We start from the raw sequence: 15483 nt of genomic DNA on the forward strand, positions 1-15483 counted from the left end.
TCAGCTTGTTTGACAAAAAAATAAAAAAGATTTCATTGAAAGATGGCAAAATGACGGATATAATAGGCGAAAAGAACGAAAGGCGGTGCGGCAGATGCGCACGGAATACCTGGAATACCTGCTTGAGGTGGCGCGTACAAAGTCTATTTCAGCGGCGGCAAAGAAGCTCTTTATCGGACAGACCACCCTGAGCGCCATCATCAACTCCGTTGAAAATGAGCTGAACGTGAAAATATTCCAGCGCACCCACCGGGGCGTGGCGCTGACGGCCCATGGGGAGCGGGTCATCGCCATCGCCGAGGAGATGGTGGAGAATAACCGCCAGCTATTAAACCTCTTCGCAGACACAGAGCCCACCCGGCGGAACATTCCGCTGGTGGCCTATCCCAGCGCCTGCAGCATCCTGAGCCTGTATCTCACCGCCCGCCTGCGCGCCTGCAGGGACGAGCCCACCCTCTCCATGCGGGAGGTAATGTCCACCAAGGTGGTCAGCAGCGTTGCAAACGGCATGGCCAACATCGGGGTGGGCGCCTCCGCCCGGCACGAGTTTTTCAACAGCCAGTACAGCGCCCACAACAACGGCTTTACCTTTGAGCCGGTCTATACGGACCACTTCTGTCTGTGCGTCAGCCGCACGTCCCATTTGGCGGGGAATGCGTCTGCCGACGTGTCGGAGCTGACGGAGGAGCATCTGGCGGTGACGGATTCCCACCCGATCTCGTCCACCTCCTCCGTGGGGGGCATTTTGAAGTATGTGCGCCGGTTCTCGGTGTTCAACAGCATGGAGGTCATTAAAAAGGCGGTGCTGGCGGAGAACATGGTGGCCGTGCTGCCCCGGCTGTCGTACTATGAAGATCCCCATGTGGCCTCCGGCGACCTGCGCCTGCTGGGCCTCACCGGGTTTGAGACCGAGCTGAGCAATTTCCTGGTCCTCAATGAAAAGGGGGGACTCAATACCCAGGAGAAGCGCCTCGTGGGGTTCATCCGGGATTTCTACCGCGAGCTGGAGGAGCGGGAGAAGCAGGGGGCGTTGGCATAGCGCCTTTTTCGGGAGCCGCTCCGGCCTTGGCCGGGGCGGCTTTTCGCGCTCAGGGCTGAATGAGCTGCGCCAGCCTCTTGAGGGAGTGCTCAACGTGGTCCCTTTTGAACCCCTCCTCATCCACGCAGCGCAGGGCGCCCGTTGGGCAGTTGCGTACGCAGGCGGGCTCCAGGCCGTTGCGGATGCGTGTGACACAGCCGTCACACTTGCGCATCTTGCCGTCCGCGCCGAAGGAGGGGGCGCCGAAGGGACAGGCCATGGCGCAGCTGTGGCAGCCGATGCACCGGGTGTTGTCGAAGAGAGTCAGGCCGGTTTCGGGGTCCTTGGCCAGACAGCCGCAGGGGCAGGCGGTGACGCAGGGGGCCTCCGCGCAGTGCATGCAGGCAGTGGCCATATAGGTGTACTTGCAGTGTCCCCGGCCGTCGGGCTGCTCCAGGTCAAAGACCACCCGGAACGGGGCCTCGCAGCGCTGGGTGTCGATGTCGTTTTGATCCATGCAGGCCACGGCGCAGGCGCCGCAGGCAGAGCATTTGTCGATGTCCAGGTCAATGATGAGAGCCATGGCTTTTATTCAGTCCTTCCAGATAGTCGATGAGCGTATGGGGCAAGCCCTCCCGCTCCAGACGGCCCCGGCCGACGGGGCCCAGCTCGGTGCCGGGCTCCAGCAGGGATTTGAGCAGGAAGTGCTTGAGCACGCCGCTGACACGGTATTGATCCAGGATGTTTACGCAGACCAGCCGGCCGTCCCTGGCCACCAAATCCACCCGGCCGCGTCCGCCGGACAGGGGGAAGGTCTGCCGGTCGCCCGTCATGCGCACGTCGCCCAGGCCGATGAAATCCATGTTCATGAAATGGGTGATGTTGTGGGTGATGTTGCCGGGGCAGGAGGCCGCGGGGAATGCGCCGGCGATATTGGCGCCCGCGGTCTCTCCCTGCCGGGCGGCATTGTCCCAGAGTCCGATGATCTGAGTCTGGCCGGTGAGCAGGTTGTTGCCCTCGCAGCAGTCTCCGGCGGCGTAGACGCCGGGGGCGGAGGTCTCCATCTGAGCGTTGACCACGATGCCGCGGTCCACCCGGATACCCGCGTCGGCCAGCTGGGTGTTGGCCCGGGTGCCGATACACAGCAGGGCGATGTCGCAGGGTAGACGCCCGCCGCCGCCCAGACAGACCTCCAGGCCGTCACCGGCGAGCTCAATGGCCTCGATGGGGCGGGAGAAGCGCTGGCGCACGCCCTGGGCCTCCAGGCGCTGCTCGATCTCCGCCGCCACCTCCGGGAGGGCGGCGGTGGGGAAGATGTGGGGCGCCATGTCGGCCAGGGTGACCGGGACGCCCCGCTTGTGGAGAAGCTCCACCAGCTTGATGCCCACCATGGACGCGCCGATGACCACGGCGGAGCGCACCCCCTGCTCCAGCCGCTCCCGCAGCCGCTCGGCGTCCTCCACGGTGCGCATACAGAAGACGCCGGGCCGCTCTATGCCCGGGATGGGTGGCACCAGGGCACTGGCCCCGGTGGCCAGCACCACATTGTCAAAAAAGGCCGTCCGGCCGTCCCGCAGGGTGAGCCGCCGCTGTGCGGAGTCCAGGGCGGTCACCAGCGTGTCCCGGTGGAGAATGAGATCGTACTCCTCCCGCAGGGTGTCCAGATCCCCAAAGGGGAACATCCCCCCGTAGGCCAGCGTACCCGTCACATAGTAGGTGGTGAGCATGGGGTTGGCCGGCGGGGTGTCGGTGTTGCTGTAAATATGTATTTCGCCGTTGTAGCCATGCTCCCGCATGGACTTGGCGGCGTGGAATCCGGCACAGCCGAACCCGATAATTGCAGTGCGTTGCATGTAAAGCTCCTTCTGCCGTTTCATACAAATCTTTCCGGAGTAGCGTATTACAGGGCGGCGATAATCTCGGGCAGGGTCATTTCGGCGGCGAAGCCCAGGTTCTCCAGGGTGCGGCCGCCGTGGATGTAGTCGCGGTCGTTGATGGCTCCGGCCACGCCCAAAAACGCCTCCAGCACAGGCATCTCCATACCCAGCCGCCTGGCGACCGACAGCGCGAAGGCGCCGCCGCAGCCGCAGTCCTCATGGAGATAGCGGTGATCCAGCGCGTAGGGGCCGTCCATGTACTCGTAAAAGGCCCGGAACTCCGGGTACTCGTCCAGATGGTGAATTTTGTGGATGGTCCCCATGGGGTCCCCGTGGAAGGGGAGTCCCGCAGCCTCAATGACCGCCTTGCGCTCGGCGGCGATCTTGCCGATGCAGTGGACTGCGGAGGGGGTAAAGGCGTATTTGAAGAGGGAGTACTGATTGCCCTTGTGGTCGATCTCCGCCGCGGAGAGAATGGTGCTGGCCACGTGATTGATGACGTTTCCGGCGTTGATCGCCCCTTCAAACACGTTTTGGCCCGCGGAGTACTCCACGACGCCCTCCAGCTCCCGGAGGACGATTTCGGTGTCCGATGCGGGCAGGGAGTAGACCTGCCCCTTCAGGCTCAGCGGCAGGCCGACGGTCACTTCGGCCGGGGCCGACAGACGGCAGGGGCAGAAGTTCCCGTCCTTCTCGGTCAGGGTCACTTTGGCGGTCACACCCATCTCCTGAAAGACCCGCCTGAATATGAAGGACCCCAGATTTCCGGGGATGATCAGGATGTGCTGGCCCTCCTCCAAGTAGGGGGCGATGCTGCGGGCGATCTCCTCGTGGCGGTCGGCGGGTACGTGGACAAAGATGGCCTGGGCGCCGCGGATTGCCGACGCTGTGTCGGAGGTGACCCGGGCGGGGGCGGCGCAGCCCCGGAGCCTTCCCCGGAGCTGGATGCCGCCCAGCTCCCTCACGGCCGCGAGCTGCCGGGCGAACCGCTCGTCGTCATACAAGGTGACCTCAAATCCGCGCATGGTCATCACCGCGGAGACGGTGTGCCCGGTTGCGCCCGCGCCGATTACGGTAATGCGTTCGATCATAACTCAACGCTCTCCTAACATCAGTGGGATAATACGGCTTGCCGTTCCTCCTGCAGCAGCCTTCCGGCCCTGAGCAATTTCAGCGATTCGGGTGTGCGGGCCAAATCGCTGTATTTACAATAAAGCCTTGGGAGCGTATCGTCCAATGGTTCTTTCTGTTCCCGCGCAAGCAAAAATTCTGATGACTCAAAGGCCGCTTACGGCCGAAAACGGTTAGCGTTTTTTCTGATGGGTTCTCATCATAAGGTGCGATTGGACAATCGGCCCACAGCCTCTTATACTGAATTCAGTACCTCCGGAACAGAGCCATCAGCCCTTGAGCAGCCCCTTCGATTTTGGACAGTGTGTGCGGATGAATGCTGACCCGAGACCCCCGGCGTGTGTTTTTCCATGTCCCTGCGGGATCCAAGATTAAGTCTGAGGAGAGCGAGGAAATAAACGATGGCTAATACATTGGCTAATCCAGAAAGCACTTTGAGAAAAAAGAACTCGCCCATGAAGTACGTAAATATTGTTGTAACAATCCTCCTGATGTTCGGCGTTGGCTTCCTGCCGCCCTTTGCCACCCTGACCCCCGTGGGGATGAGGCTGCTGGGCATCTTTGCCGGCGTTATCTACGGCTATTCCACCTGCGAAATCGTCTGGCCCTCCCTGCTCGCCATGGTGGCCTTCGGTATCAGCGGCTACACCACCATGAGCGCCGGCATCGCCTCCATGCTGGGCCACCCCGTGGTGTTCCAGGTGCTCACCCAGTATTTCGTGGCCGGCGCCATCGTTATCTACGGCTTCGGCAAGTGGTTCGTCCGCTGGTCCCTGTCCCAGAAGATGTTTAAGGGGAAGCCCAAGTTCTATACCTGGTGCTTCATGTTCATCTTCATGTGGTCCTGCCTGATTCTGAACGACCTGCCGTTGTCCCTGCTGCTGTACGCGGTCTGGAACGACATCGCGGACTCCTGCGGCTACGAGAAAAACAGCACCTTCCGGTACTACGGCTTCTGCGGCATCATGGTCTCCCTCATGCTGGGCAGCGGCATGATCCCCTACCGGAGCTGGCTGCTGGGCCTGTCGGTCTCCTGGAAGGAGATTTTCGGCGCGCCCATCAACATGGGCATCATGTTCCTGCTGACCGCCATCATCGGCACCCTGTTCGTCACCATCTACGTCTATCTGGGCGCCAAGGTCTTCAAGGTGGATTTCAGCATTATGCAGGAATTTGACGTGGAAAAGCTGGGCGATGAGAGCAAGCATCTCTCCCACCGCATGAAGCGCATCATCAGCGCGTTCGTCATCTCCATGCTGCTGTCCATCTATGGCGGGTCCTTTACCGGCGGCTTCGCCTCCTTCCTGAACGACACCCTCACCATGGGCGGCCTGTACTGTCTGATAGCGGTTTTGCTGATGGTGCTGCCCAGCGGCGACGGCGACGGCAAGGCCTGTATCGTCTTTAACGACATCAAGCACTCCGATGCCGCGGTCTCCTGGCCCGTCATCTTCATGGTTGCGACCACCATCCCCCTGGCCTCCGCCCTGTCCAGCGAGGTGACGGGTGTGATGCCCTGGCTCACCAGCCTGTTCGCCCCCATCTTCGAGGGCCGCAGCGCCGTGTTTATTGTGATCTTCACGATTATCGTCATGTTCATCCTGACCAACGTAGGCTCCAACATCGCGTTCGGCACCGCCATGATCCCGGTCATCGCGCCGTTCGTCCTGGCCTCCGGCATGAATCCCGTCCTGCCCGGCGCGGCCCTCCTGTGGATGGCGAACCTGGGCATGATCCTGCCCGGCGCCTCCGCCCCAGCCTCCATCTTCCACGGGCGCAGCGAAATACCGGACGCCGGACTGAGGACAAAGGTTGTGGTGTTCGCCGGAGCAATCGTGGTGATACTCTCCATCGCCGTTTTCGGCGTCGCGACCATTTTCCTGGGGTAGGGACTGATACAGCCCTCTGCCCCGCAGTGCGTCAACCGATTGTAAAAAGGACCTCTCCGAAGCTTCGGAGAGGTCCTTTTTACGATTAATATGTTCCGAGGGTCCGTTTGCTCAGTCCGTCTGAATTGCATTGGGGTAAATCCGCTCCATCTTCGCGTCGCCGTAGTGTTCGTCCATATATGCCTCCCAGGCGGAGCCGGCACCCTGGCCCGCCGCCCGGGTATTGTACCGGGCCAGGGCCAGACAGCTGACGGCCATATTGCAGACCATAAACACGATCAGCGCCCACGAGAGGACCTTGCCGGCCACCATGGGTATTTTTTCAATCCATGCGGAGATGCGGGGATATACCACCCGGAACCACACCACGGCGGCAAAGCCCCAGAAAAAGCAGTAAAGGAGATTGATGCGCCCGCCCAGGTTAAAGGGGATGGCGCTGTAATCCCAGAAGACGGTGCCGAACACCACCTCGGTAAAGACACTGCACAGATACTCATACGCGCCGCCAAGGAAGGTGCCGGCGAGAAAAAGGAAGCGGTCAGAGCGGTCCTTATATTTGTAGAGCAGCAGCGTGGCCAGGGCCATGGCCAGCCCCCACACAATGCTGAACGGCCCCCACACCACACTGCTCCGGCTCATCCAGACTCCGGCGGTCACCCGGCAGAAAACGGTCTCGGTGATATCCCCCAAAAAGGCGCCTATGAAGAACAACAGCACGATTTTATAAAAACTGCACCCCTGGGCGAATACGGTGCTCTTTTCCTTTTTCCCCGCCCGGACGAATTGGGCCTCCGGGTGGGCGCTGACGATTCTCCGCTCGGCCCGCCCCACAATCCAGTGCCCCATCCGCACGGCCAGCGCTTCCAGCCGGTTTCCGACGGCCTCCACCGGGGGCAGCTTATGTACGGTTCCGCTCAGGGCCAGGGCGGAGCCGAGCGCGTCGATAACCAGCAGACCCAGCAGCACCCAGACAAGAACCTTGCCGACAAGGCCGGGCAGCAGACCGTAGAGCCACACCAGCAGCGGATTGCCCCACTGGATTGCAGCCAGCCCTAAAACGCCCCACAGGACGGAGGCGCTCACACAGATATAGCCGTCCAGGTTCCACCGGCGGCCTGAGTAGTCCCACCAGCGGGTGTGGGTGATTCTTTCCAGCAGATGCCCGGCGATCCACTCCACCACCGTGGCATAGATGGCGCTGCCCAGGAACAGGAAGAGCCAGTTGCCCCTCAGCTCCTGCAGACCCGCCGTGATGACGACTCCGGCAACGCCGTAGACCGCGCAGAGAGGGCCGAAGAGGGCGGAGCGGTCCACATAGCGCCGCTGTCGCACGGCGGCGGTTCCGGTCTCAAGCACCCACCCCAGGAATGAGTAGCAGAAGAATAAAAATGCGATCTGGTAAGATGACACGGCACTCACAACGCTCTCTGTCTATCTAAAATAAAGGATATTTTCGAAACCCGGATATTAAGTATACCACAGGCTGCCAAACAAGTACATGAAAACAGCGCGGACAGGCACGGGAGCGTGACCGGGCTGGCGGACGACCTTAGAGTGCCGCCCGGGGAGGAGGGACACAAGCAGATGGGCTGGGTGCGCATGTGACGCCTGTCCCCATTCACATTACTTACATGTCAAGGATTCAAGAGCAATCCAACCGCTAGCCATAGGATGCACAACCAGACTGCTATGATTGGAATCGTAAAATACCATTTCTTTGGCCTGCCGTTCTCCCATAGCCCTTTCGCTTCCTCCCGAAACTGCCAAAGCGTTTCTTTTGGAATAAGCCTGATGATCAAAGCAATTAAGGCGGGCAGTAGAATGATATCATCGAGATAGCCCAATACGGGTATGAAATCAGGGATGAGATCTACCGGGGAGAGGGCATAGGCAACCGTTATTGCAGCAAGTATTTTTGGGAAAACGGGGGTCTCCTTGCTTTTTAGGCATAAATACAGGGCGGGAATGTCAGTTTTCAGCTGCTTTGCTCTCTCTTTTAGGTCCATTTACCTGTTTCCCCAATCAGAAGATGTCAAGTTCACCGTGACGGCCGTACTTCTTTTCTAATATTAGCATGCAGACATCCGTCTCTCAAGAGAGAATTCGAACCGGCGCGGCGGCGTTCGTACCCGCGCTGCTGGGTCGGGGAGGAGCGCAGGCATAGAGCAAGCCCCCGTCCCGGAGCACAATCCGGGACGGGGGCTTATCTTACAATTATGCGCCTCAGGCGGCGCAGACGTTAATCGCGCGCAGCTTGCGGCTGTCCTTGGGGTCGGTCTCGGTGTCATAGGTGACCTTCTGGCCCTCGGAGAGCGTCTTGAAGCCGTTGCCCTGGATGGCGGAAAAGTGGACAAACACCTCGCTGCCGTTGGCGTCGTTGGCGATAAAGCCGAATCCCTTTTCCTCATTAAACCATTTCACAGTACCATTATTCATGATGATACCTCCTAAAAAATGTTATTCCAGTGCAAAAATAAAAGCCACAGAAATATAAGTCAAAATGGAAATTGACTTACAAATCTGTAGCAATCAATCAGTACATTTAGAATACTTCTCCAGTATGCGCGCCCACGGCCGGATTGTCAAGAAGTATTTTTTCCCGGGAGGGAGATAGTCTATCAGACGGGCTTTAAACTGTAATGATACTCAAGTATGTAGTCCGCCCTTAATGTACATTTTGGCAGAGAGAACAGACGGAAGGGCGTGCTCAACCCCCTGAGGCACAACTCCTTTTCCACTCTGACTCGTACCATATCGTCAATAGCGGCCTTGTTCTGCCGAATGGCCTCGCGCAGTTCCCGCCAGGTGTCCACAAGATAACGCGGCAGCAAGACCAAAACGCTGATACTGTTTACTTCGCTGCTGTTTTTATCCGTACCGCAGTCAAACATGGGTGTGTCAATCCGCGCAACCAGCCTGTCTATAAATGAGTATTTCGTTTTATCAAAACCTTTCTATTATCCGGGATAGATTTGTCCAAGTATACATCATCTCCTGGGGCGAAAGATGGACATTTTATGAACAGACCTTTGCGGACGTCTAATCTGGGTGTTCCGGTGTGGTGCGGAGAGAGCGCCGGGAACTGCCTGTGCAGATGGAGTTCCGCTGCTTTCCGTATTGCTGCTTTAGGCCCCCAATGCCGCCCGAAACCGTGACGGGCCGTGCTTTACAAAACTGGATAAAGCCATAACAAAAGCCCCTGCAACCATTGCGGTTACAGGGGCTTAGCTTGGTGGACGATACAGGACTTGAACCTGTGACCTCCCGCACGTCAAGCGGATGCTCTACCAGCTGAGCTAATCGTCCAAACGGCGAAGTTTATTATACCCAGAAGTGCGCCGTTTGTCAACAGTTTTTTCTGAGAAGCAAAAACTGATTTCTATTTTCTGTCTGGGGGAAGCAGCGATGACGGAAACCCGGGGTGGTAAAATTCCTGCGTACCTGTTATACTGGCAGAAAAACCAAAAAGGGGATATCAGCAATGCTCTATGAACAGTTTGGCCGCACCGAACTCCATTCCCGCCTTCCCGAGAGCGGCACGGAGATCAGGCTCACCGCCTACGCGCGGCCCCGCAGCGGCCTTCTGGCCGACGGCGGGGAGCGCTGGGCGGTGCTTATCCTGCCCGGCGGCGGGTATCAGGTGACCGCCCCCACCGAGGGCGAGCCGGTGGCGCTGGCGTTTCTGAACGCGGGAATCCAGGCCTTTGTGCTGGACTACAGCGTGCTGCCCGCCCGCTGGCCCCAGCAGCTTCTGGAGGCCGCCGCAGCCCTGGCCTTTATCCGGAGGAACGCCGAAAAGTACGGCGTCAGGCCGGACAGAATAGCGGTCTGCGGCTTCTCAGCCGGGGGCCACCTGGCCGGGTGCCTTGCAAACCTCTGGGGCGACGGCGTCATCCATGAGACCCTGGGTCTCGCTCCGGGCGAGGCCCGGCCCGACGCGGCCATCCTCTGCTACCCTGTCGTCACCGCCGGAGCTTACGCAATCCGGGAGTGCTTCACCCGGCTCACCGGCATGGAGAAGCTGCCCCCGGAGCTGGAGAAGCTCTCTCTGGAGGAGAGCGTCACGGCGAAAAATCCGCCCACCTTCCTCTGGTCCACCGACATGGACGCCACCGTCCCGGTGGAGAATACCATGCTCTACGCCTGGGCCCTGCGCCGCAAGGGTGTGAGCGTGGAGACGCATATTTATAACAGAGGCCCCCACGCCATGGGCATCGCCACCGCCGAGTCCGCCGGCACGGCGGAGTATACCGACGAGCGGGCGGCCACCTGGCAGCCCCTGGCCGCCTCCTGGCTGAAGACGCTTCATTAAGGTGGGAGGGAGTGCCATGACCAGACAGAAATCCGTCCTTATCACCGGCGCCTCCCGGGGAATCGGGGCGGAGACCGCCCGCGTCTTCGCCGCCGCCGGGTACGCAGTGGCGGTGAACTACCACCGCAGCGAGGCCGCCGCCCTGGCGCTGGTGGACGAGCTGACCGCCGCGGGGCACACTGCCCTGGCCGTCAAGGCGGACGTGTCCGACGCCGCACAGGTCCGGAATATGGTTGACAATGTGTTGGAGATATTTTGTCAACTTGACATTCTGGTATGCAATGCGGGAATTTCTTGGGAGGGGCTGCTTACGGAGATGACGGAGGAGGAGTGGCGGAGGGTGTTCGCGGTGAATGTGGACGGCGTGTTCCACTGCTGCGCCGCCGTGCTGCCCCGCTTCATCCACGGCAAGGCGGGAAAGATAATCACTGTGTCCTCCATGTGGGGGCAGGCGGGGGCCTCCTGCGAAGTGGCCTACTCGGCCGCAAAGGCTGCGGTTATCGGCTTTTCCAAGGCTCTGGCGAAGGAGGTAGGCCCCTCGGGAATCACGGTGAACTGTGTGGCTCCGGGAGTCATCGACACGGAGATGAATGCCCATCTCTCCCCCCGGGACCTGAACGCGCTGCGGGAGGAGACCCCGCTGGAGCGGATCGGGACGGCCCGGGATGTGGCCGAAAGCATTCTCTTTTTGGCCTCGGAGGGGGCGGATTTTCTCACGGGGCAGGTGCTCTGCCCCAATGGGGGACTCGTGGTATAACCCTACAAAACGAGAAAATTGGTGAAAATAGTGGAATAATTGGTGAAAAGCCATTAAAAACAGGAACCCTGATTGCATGCTGTTGTGCAATTAGGGGGTTGACAATTTTGAGGACGGCACTTATAATTGTCAACAACCTTAAAGGAGGTACTTGAAATGAAAAAGCGTCTTTTAGCTCTTGTGATGGCCGGCGCCCTGACTCTGGGCCTGCTCGCCGGCTGCGGCAACGACGGCGGCGGGAAGACCGGCGGCGAGACCAGCCCCTCCCCCTCGGCATCCACCCCCGCATCCCCCAGCGCGTCCACGCCTGCGGAGCCCTCCGCTCCCGTAGAGCCCTCCGCTCCCGTGGAGCCCTCCAGCGCCGCTTCCGGCACCTTTAAGATCGGCGGCGTGGGCCCCCTGACCGGCGACGCGGCCATCTACGGCCAGGCCGCCATGAACGGCGCCCAGATCGCGGTGGACGAGATCAACGCCCTGGGCGGCGCCGTCCAGTTCGAGTTCAAGCCGGAGGACGACGTGGCCGACGGCGAGACCTCCGTCAACGCCTACAATAACCTCATGGACTGGGGCATGCAGGCCCTGGTGGGCCCCGTCACCACCGGCGCCGCCATCTCCGTATCCGCCAAGCTCTATGAGGAGCGCGTATTCGGCCTGACCCCCTCCGCCTCCTCCACGGACGTCATCAGCGGCAAGGACAACGTCTATCAGGTCTGCTTCACCGACCCCAACCAGGGCGTCGCCTCCGCCGACTACATCTCTGAAAACCTGGCGGGCAGCAAGGTCGCCGTGATCTACCGCAACGACGACGCCTACTCCCAGGGCATCCGCGACACCTTCGTGAAGCAGGCTGAGAGCAAGGGCCTGGAGGTGGTATACGAGGGCACCTTCACCAAGGACACCCAGACCGACTTCTCCGTCCAGCTCACCGGCGCTCAGTCCGCCGGAGCCACTGTGCTCTTCCTGCCCATCTACTACCAGCCCGCCTCCGTCATCCTCAACCAGGCCAACCAGATGGGCTACGCCCCCACCTTCTTCGGCGTGGACGGCATGGACGGCATCCTGACCATGGAGGGCTTCGACACCAGTCTGGCCGAGGGCGTCATGCTGCTGACCCCCTTCTCCGCCGACGCTGAGGACGCCCAGACCCAGTCCTTCGTCGCCAAGTACCAGGAGAAGCACGGCGAGACCCCCAACCAGTTCGCCGCCGACGGCTACGACGCCGTGTACATCATCTATGCCGCCCTCAATGCCGCCGGCTGCACCGGTGATATGTCCGCCGAGGAGATCTGTGAGGCCCTGGTGGGCGTCATGACCTCCATCTCCGTGGACGGCCTCACCGGCCAGGGCATGACCTGGTCCGCCACCGGCGAGGTATCCAAGGCTCCCCGCGCCGTGGTGATCAAGGACGGCGTGTACGTCACCCCCTGAGGGCGGCGAAAAACAGGATTGACCGGAACGGCTGCCGGGAGGTTTCCTCCCGGCAGCCATCCGCTGTTTTTCCGGCGCGGGATGAGAAGTTTAGCGCGGCTGCGGCGGAACGTCTGCTTTTTCTATGGTGGAAACGTGGGCGGCAGGGGATGCCGCCCGGGTTTCTGCCATAGACGTACTGTGTGCAAGGTGTGTTTGTTTAGAAAAAGAGGTGTGACGATATGGAGTTTCTTTCCTACCTGATCAGCGGTATCAGTTTGGGAAGCGTGTATGCGATTATCGCATTGGGCTACACCATGGTCTACGGCATCGCCAAGATGCTGAACTTCGCCCACGGCGACGTAATCATGGTGGGCGGATACATTTCCTTCTGTGCGGTGTCCTATCTGGGTCTGCCCGGCTGGCTGTCCGTGCTGCTGGCTATGGCGGTCTGTACCGTGCTGGGCGTGGTCATCGAGGGGCTGGCCTACCGGCCCCTGCGGCAGGCCACCTCTCTGGCGGTACTCATCACCGCCATCGGCGTGAGTTACTTCCTGCAGAACGCGGCGCTGCTGATTTGGGGCGCGTCCCCCAAGGGGTACACCCCTGTGGTCAGCGGCCAGCTACCCCTCTTCGGCGGGCGGCTCACCATCTCCTACGTGACGCTGCTCACCGTGGGCGCGTGTATCGTCATCATGATCGCCCTGACGCTGTTCACGGGCAAGACCAAGATGGGCAAGGCCATGCGGGCCTGCTCGGAGAACAAGGCGGCGGCCCAGCTCATGGGCATCAACGTCAACCGCACCATCTCCCTCACCTTCGCCATCGGCTCCGCCCTGGCCGCGGTGGCGGGTGTGCTGCTTTGCTCCTTCTCCACCTCCCTGATGCCCACCACCGGCTCCATGCCGGGCATTAAGGCGTTCACCGCCGCCGTCTTCGGCGGCATCGGCTCCATCCCCGGCGCGTTTCTCGGCGGCATTCTGCTGGGCATCATCGAATCTCTGGCCAAGGCGTACATCTCCACCCAGCTTGCCAACGCCATCCTCTTCGCGGTGCTCATTGTGGTGCTGCTGGTGAAGCCCTCGGGCCTGCTGGGCAAGTACGTGCCCGAGAAAGTCTGAGGTGGGCGGCATGAAGAAGAATATGGGACGGCTGGGCCGTCTGAAAAAGACCACCAAGGTGGATTTCGCCACCTATCTGGGCGTCACCGCCGCGTTCATCGTGGTATCCATGCTGAGGGACCAGGGCGTGCTCACCCGCTCCCTCACCGGAATGCTGGTGCCCATCTGCTGCTACATCGTCATGGCGGTGTCCCTGAACCTGACAGTGGGCATCCTGGGCGAGCTGAGCCTGGGCCACGCGGGCTTTATGAGCGTGGGCGCCTTCACCGGCGTTATCACCGCCATGAGCCTTCAGAGCGCCATCCCCTTCGCCCCCGTGCGTCTGGCGGTGGCGATGATCGTGGGCGCCCTGTTTGCGGGTGTCGCGGGTCTTATCGTGGGGGTGCCCGTCCTGCGGCTGCGGGGAGATTACCTGGCCATCGTCACACTGGCCTTCGGCGAAATCATCAAGGAGCTCATCAACTGCCTGCTGGTGGGCTATGACGCCAAGGGCCTGCACATCGCCTTCAATATCAGCGGCAGCCTGACCATCGACGACCTGAACATGGCCGAGGGCGGCATCGCCATCATCAAGGGCGCTCAGGGCGCCACGGGCACCACCACCATCGCCTCCTTCGGGGCGGGCTTCGTGCTCATCATGCTCTCGCTGGTGATTATCCTCAATCTGGTGCGCAGCCGCTCCGGCAGGGCCATTATGGCCCTGCGGGACAACCGCATCGCCGCCGAGAGCGTGGGCATCAACATCACCAAGTACAAGCTGATGGCCTTCATCACCTCCGCCGCCCTGGCGGGGGCGGCCGGCGCGCTGTACGGCCTGAACTACTCCAACCTGGCGGCCAGCAAGTTCGACTTCAACACCTCCATCCTGGTGCTGGTGTACGTGGTGCTGGGCGGCCTTGGGAACATCTGGGGCTCCATCATCGCGGCGGCGGTGCTCTACATCCTGCCCGAGGCCCTGCGCGAGTTCTCCGACTACCGGATGCTGGTGTACGCCATCGTCCTGATCCTGGTCATGCTGGCCACCAACAACCCCACCATCAAGGGCCTGTTCGCCCGGCTGCGGGAGAAACTCACCCGCGGCCGCAAGGCCGAAGCGAAGGGAGGCGGGCGATAATGGGCAGAGCGGAACGACCCCGGACCAAGCTGGTCCCCGTACCCGCCACCAACTTCATTCCCGAGCGGGACGTGGATAAATCCCCCATCCTGGAGGCCAGGCACCTGGGGATCGACTTCGGCGGCCTCACCGCCGTGAACGAGTTCGACATGGCCATCGGCCGTACCGAGATCGCGGGTCTCATCGGCCCCAACGGCGCGGGTAAGACCACCGTCTTCAACCTGCTGACCAAGGTGTACCAGCCCACCCGAGGCACCATACTGCTGGACGGCGTGGACACCGCGGGGAAGACCACCGTCCAGGTGAACAAGATGGGGATCGCCCGGACCTTCCAGAACATCCGCCTTTTCAACAACCTCAGCGTGGAGGACAATGTGAAGATCGGCCTGCACAACCACATCAAGTACGGTATGTGGCAGGGCATCTTCCGCCTGCCGGGGTACTGGAAGGAGGAGAAAATTGCCCATGACCGGGCGATGGAGCTTCTCTCCATTTTCGACATGCAGGACCTGGCCTCCCACCAGGCGGGCAGCCTGCCCTACGGCGCCCAGCGGCGGCTGGAGATCGTCCGGGCTCTGGCCACCAACCCCTCCCTCCTGCTGCTGGATGAGCCGGCTGCGGGCATGAACCCCTCCGAGACGGCGGAGCTGATGGATAACATCGTCAAAATACGGGACACCTTCCAGATCGCCGTCCTCCTCATCGAGCACGACATGAGCCTCGTGATGGGCATCTGTGAGGGCATCTGCGTCTTAAACTTCGGCCAGATCATCGCCAAGGGCACTCCCGACGAAATCAGGAACAACCCCGAGGTCATCAAGGCGTACCTCGGCACCAAGGGGGAGGAGTAGGCATGG

14 protein-coding genes and 1 tRNA gene are annotated in these 15483 nt (G+C 61.0%); 8 read left to right on the forward strand and 7 right to left on the reverse strand.

The features are described from left to right. Window positions 1–94 precede the first annotated feature (94 nt). A complete protein-coding gene (locus H8S62_RS14105) occupies window positions 95–1039 on the forward strand; it encodes a LysR family transcriptional regulator (RefSeq protein ID WP_155148327.1) in 945 nt (314 codons plus the stop codon). A 49-nt stretch (window positions 1040–1088) separates the two neighbouring features. On the opposite strand, the gene H8S62_RS14110 is transcribed toward H8S62_RS14105, so the two are convergent. The 3 genes from H8S62_RS14110 to H8S62_RS14120 are packed head-to-tail and all read right to left on the reverse strand — an operon-like array spanning window position 1089 to window position 3986. Beyond that, the gene (locus tag H8S62_RS14110) at window positions 1089–1601 is read right to left on the reverse strand and encodes a 4Fe-4S dicluster domain-containing protein (RefSeq protein ID WP_155148325.1); all 513 of its coding nucleotides are present in this window, start codon (window positions 1599–1601) and stop codon (window positions 1089–1091) included. Further along, a complete protein-coding gene (locus tag H8S62_RS14115) occupies window positions 1585–2871 on the reverse strand; it encodes an NAD(P)/FAD-dependent oxidoreductase (protein ID WP_186919919.1) in 1287 nt (428 codons plus the stop codon). The genes H8S62_RS14110 and H8S62_RS14115 overlap by 17 nt, the downstream gene beginning before the upstream one ends. A gap of 47 nt (window positions 2872–2918) precedes the next feature. Continuing rightward, the gene (locus H8S62_RS14120) at window positions 2919–3986 is read right to left on the reverse strand and encodes an NAD/NADP octopine/nopaline dehydrogenase family protein (protein WP_155148321.1); all 1068 of its coding nucleotides are present in this window, start codon (window positions 3984–3986) and stop codon (window positions 2919–2921) included. Between the two features lie 495 nt (window positions 3987–4481). Between H8S62_RS14120 and H8S62_RS14125 the strand changes: the two genes are divergently transcribed. Beyond that, on the forward strand, window positions 4482–5915 hold the full coding sequence (locus H8S62_RS14125; protein ID WP_243141812.1) for an SLC13 family permease: 1434 nt from the start codon (window positions 4482–4484) through the stop codon (window positions 5913–5915). A 111-nt stretch (window positions 5916–6026) separates the two neighbouring features. Here the strand turns inward: H8S62_RS14125 and H8S62_RS14130 are convergent, their stop codons facing one another. The 4 genes from H8S62_RS14130 to H8S62_RS14145 form a co-directional block, all read right to left on the reverse strand. Then, complete coding sequence (locus tag H8S62_RS14130; protein ID WP_341481065.1) at window positions 6027–7334, reverse strand: putative ABC transporter permease; 1308 nt, start codon at window positions 7332–7334, stop codon at window positions 6027–6029. A 215-nt stretch (window positions 7335–7549) separates the two neighbouring features. Further along, window positions 7550–7921, reverse strand: a complete 372-nt coding sequence (locus tag H8S62_RS14135) for a YkvA family protein (RefSeq protein WP_186919921.1) — start codon at window positions 7919–7921, stop codon at window positions 7550–7552. A 217-nt stretch (window positions 7922–8138) separates the two neighbouring features. Beyond that, window positions 8139–8351: a cold-shock protein gene (locus H8S62_RS14140; RefSeq protein ID WP_155148314.1), complete on the reverse strand. Its 213-nt coding sequence runs from the start codon at window positions 8349–8351 to the stop codon at window positions 8139–8141. Between the two features lie 794 nt (window positions 8352–9145). Continuing rightward, window positions 9146–9221 (reverse strand) — tRNA-Val (locus tag H8S62_RS14145). Window positions 9222–9396: 175 nt separating this feature from the next. Here H8S62_RS14145 and H8S62_RS14150 point away from each other — a divergent pair. From H8S62_RS14150 to H8S62_RS14175, 6 genes are all read left to right on the forward strand, one after another. Continuing rightward, window positions 9397–10227, forward strand: coding sequence for an alpha/beta hydrolase (locus tag H8S62_RS14150; protein WP_155148312.1), 831 nt, complete (start codon window positions 9397–9399; stop codon window positions 10225–10227). A gap of 16 nt (window positions 10228–10243) precedes the next feature. After that, window positions 10244–10984, forward strand: coding sequence for an elongation factor P 5-aminopentanone reductase (ymfI, locus tag H8S62_RS14155; RefSeq protein WP_155148310.1), 741 nt, complete (start codon window positions 10244–10246; stop codon window positions 10982–10984). Between the two features lie 156 nt (window positions 10985–11140). After that, window positions 11141–12412 carry an ABC transporter substrate-binding protein gene (locus tag H8S62_RS14160; protein WP_186919923.1) on the forward strand — a complete coding sequence of 424 codons (1272 nt, stop codon included), beginning with the start codon at window positions 11141–11143 and terminating at the stop codon, window positions 12410–12412. A 221-nt stretch (window positions 12413–12633) separates the two neighbouring features. Beyond that, window positions 12634–13512 carry a branched-chain amino acid ABC transporter permease gene (locus tag H8S62_RS14165; protein WP_155148307.1) on the forward strand — a complete coding sequence of 293 codons (879 nt, stop codon included), beginning with the start codon at window positions 12634–12636 and terminating at the stop codon, window positions 13510–13512. A 22-nt stretch (window positions 13513–13534) separates the two neighbouring features. Further along, window positions 13535–14626 (forward strand): branched-chain amino acid ABC transporter permease, encoded by a 1092-nt coding sequence (locus H8S62_RS14170; RefSeq protein WP_155148539.1) that lies wholly within the window; start codon window positions 13535–13537, stop codon window positions 14624–14626. Then, window positions 14626–15477, forward strand: a complete 852-nt coding sequence (locus tag H8S62_RS14175; RefSeq protein ID WP_155148305.1) for an ABC transporter ATP-binding protein — start codon at window positions 14626–14628, stop codon at window positions 15475–15477. The genes H8S62_RS14170 and H8S62_RS14175 overlap by 1 nt, the downstream gene beginning before the upstream one ends. The last annotated feature ends 6 nt before the right edge of the window (window positions 15478–15483 follow it).

It is taken from the genome of Lawsonibacter faecis (assembly GCF_014287675.1).
In the GTDB taxonomy this organism is placed as follows: Bacteria; Bacillota; Clostridia; order Oscillospirales; family Oscillospiraceae; genus Pseudoflavonifractor; species Pseudoflavonifractor faecis.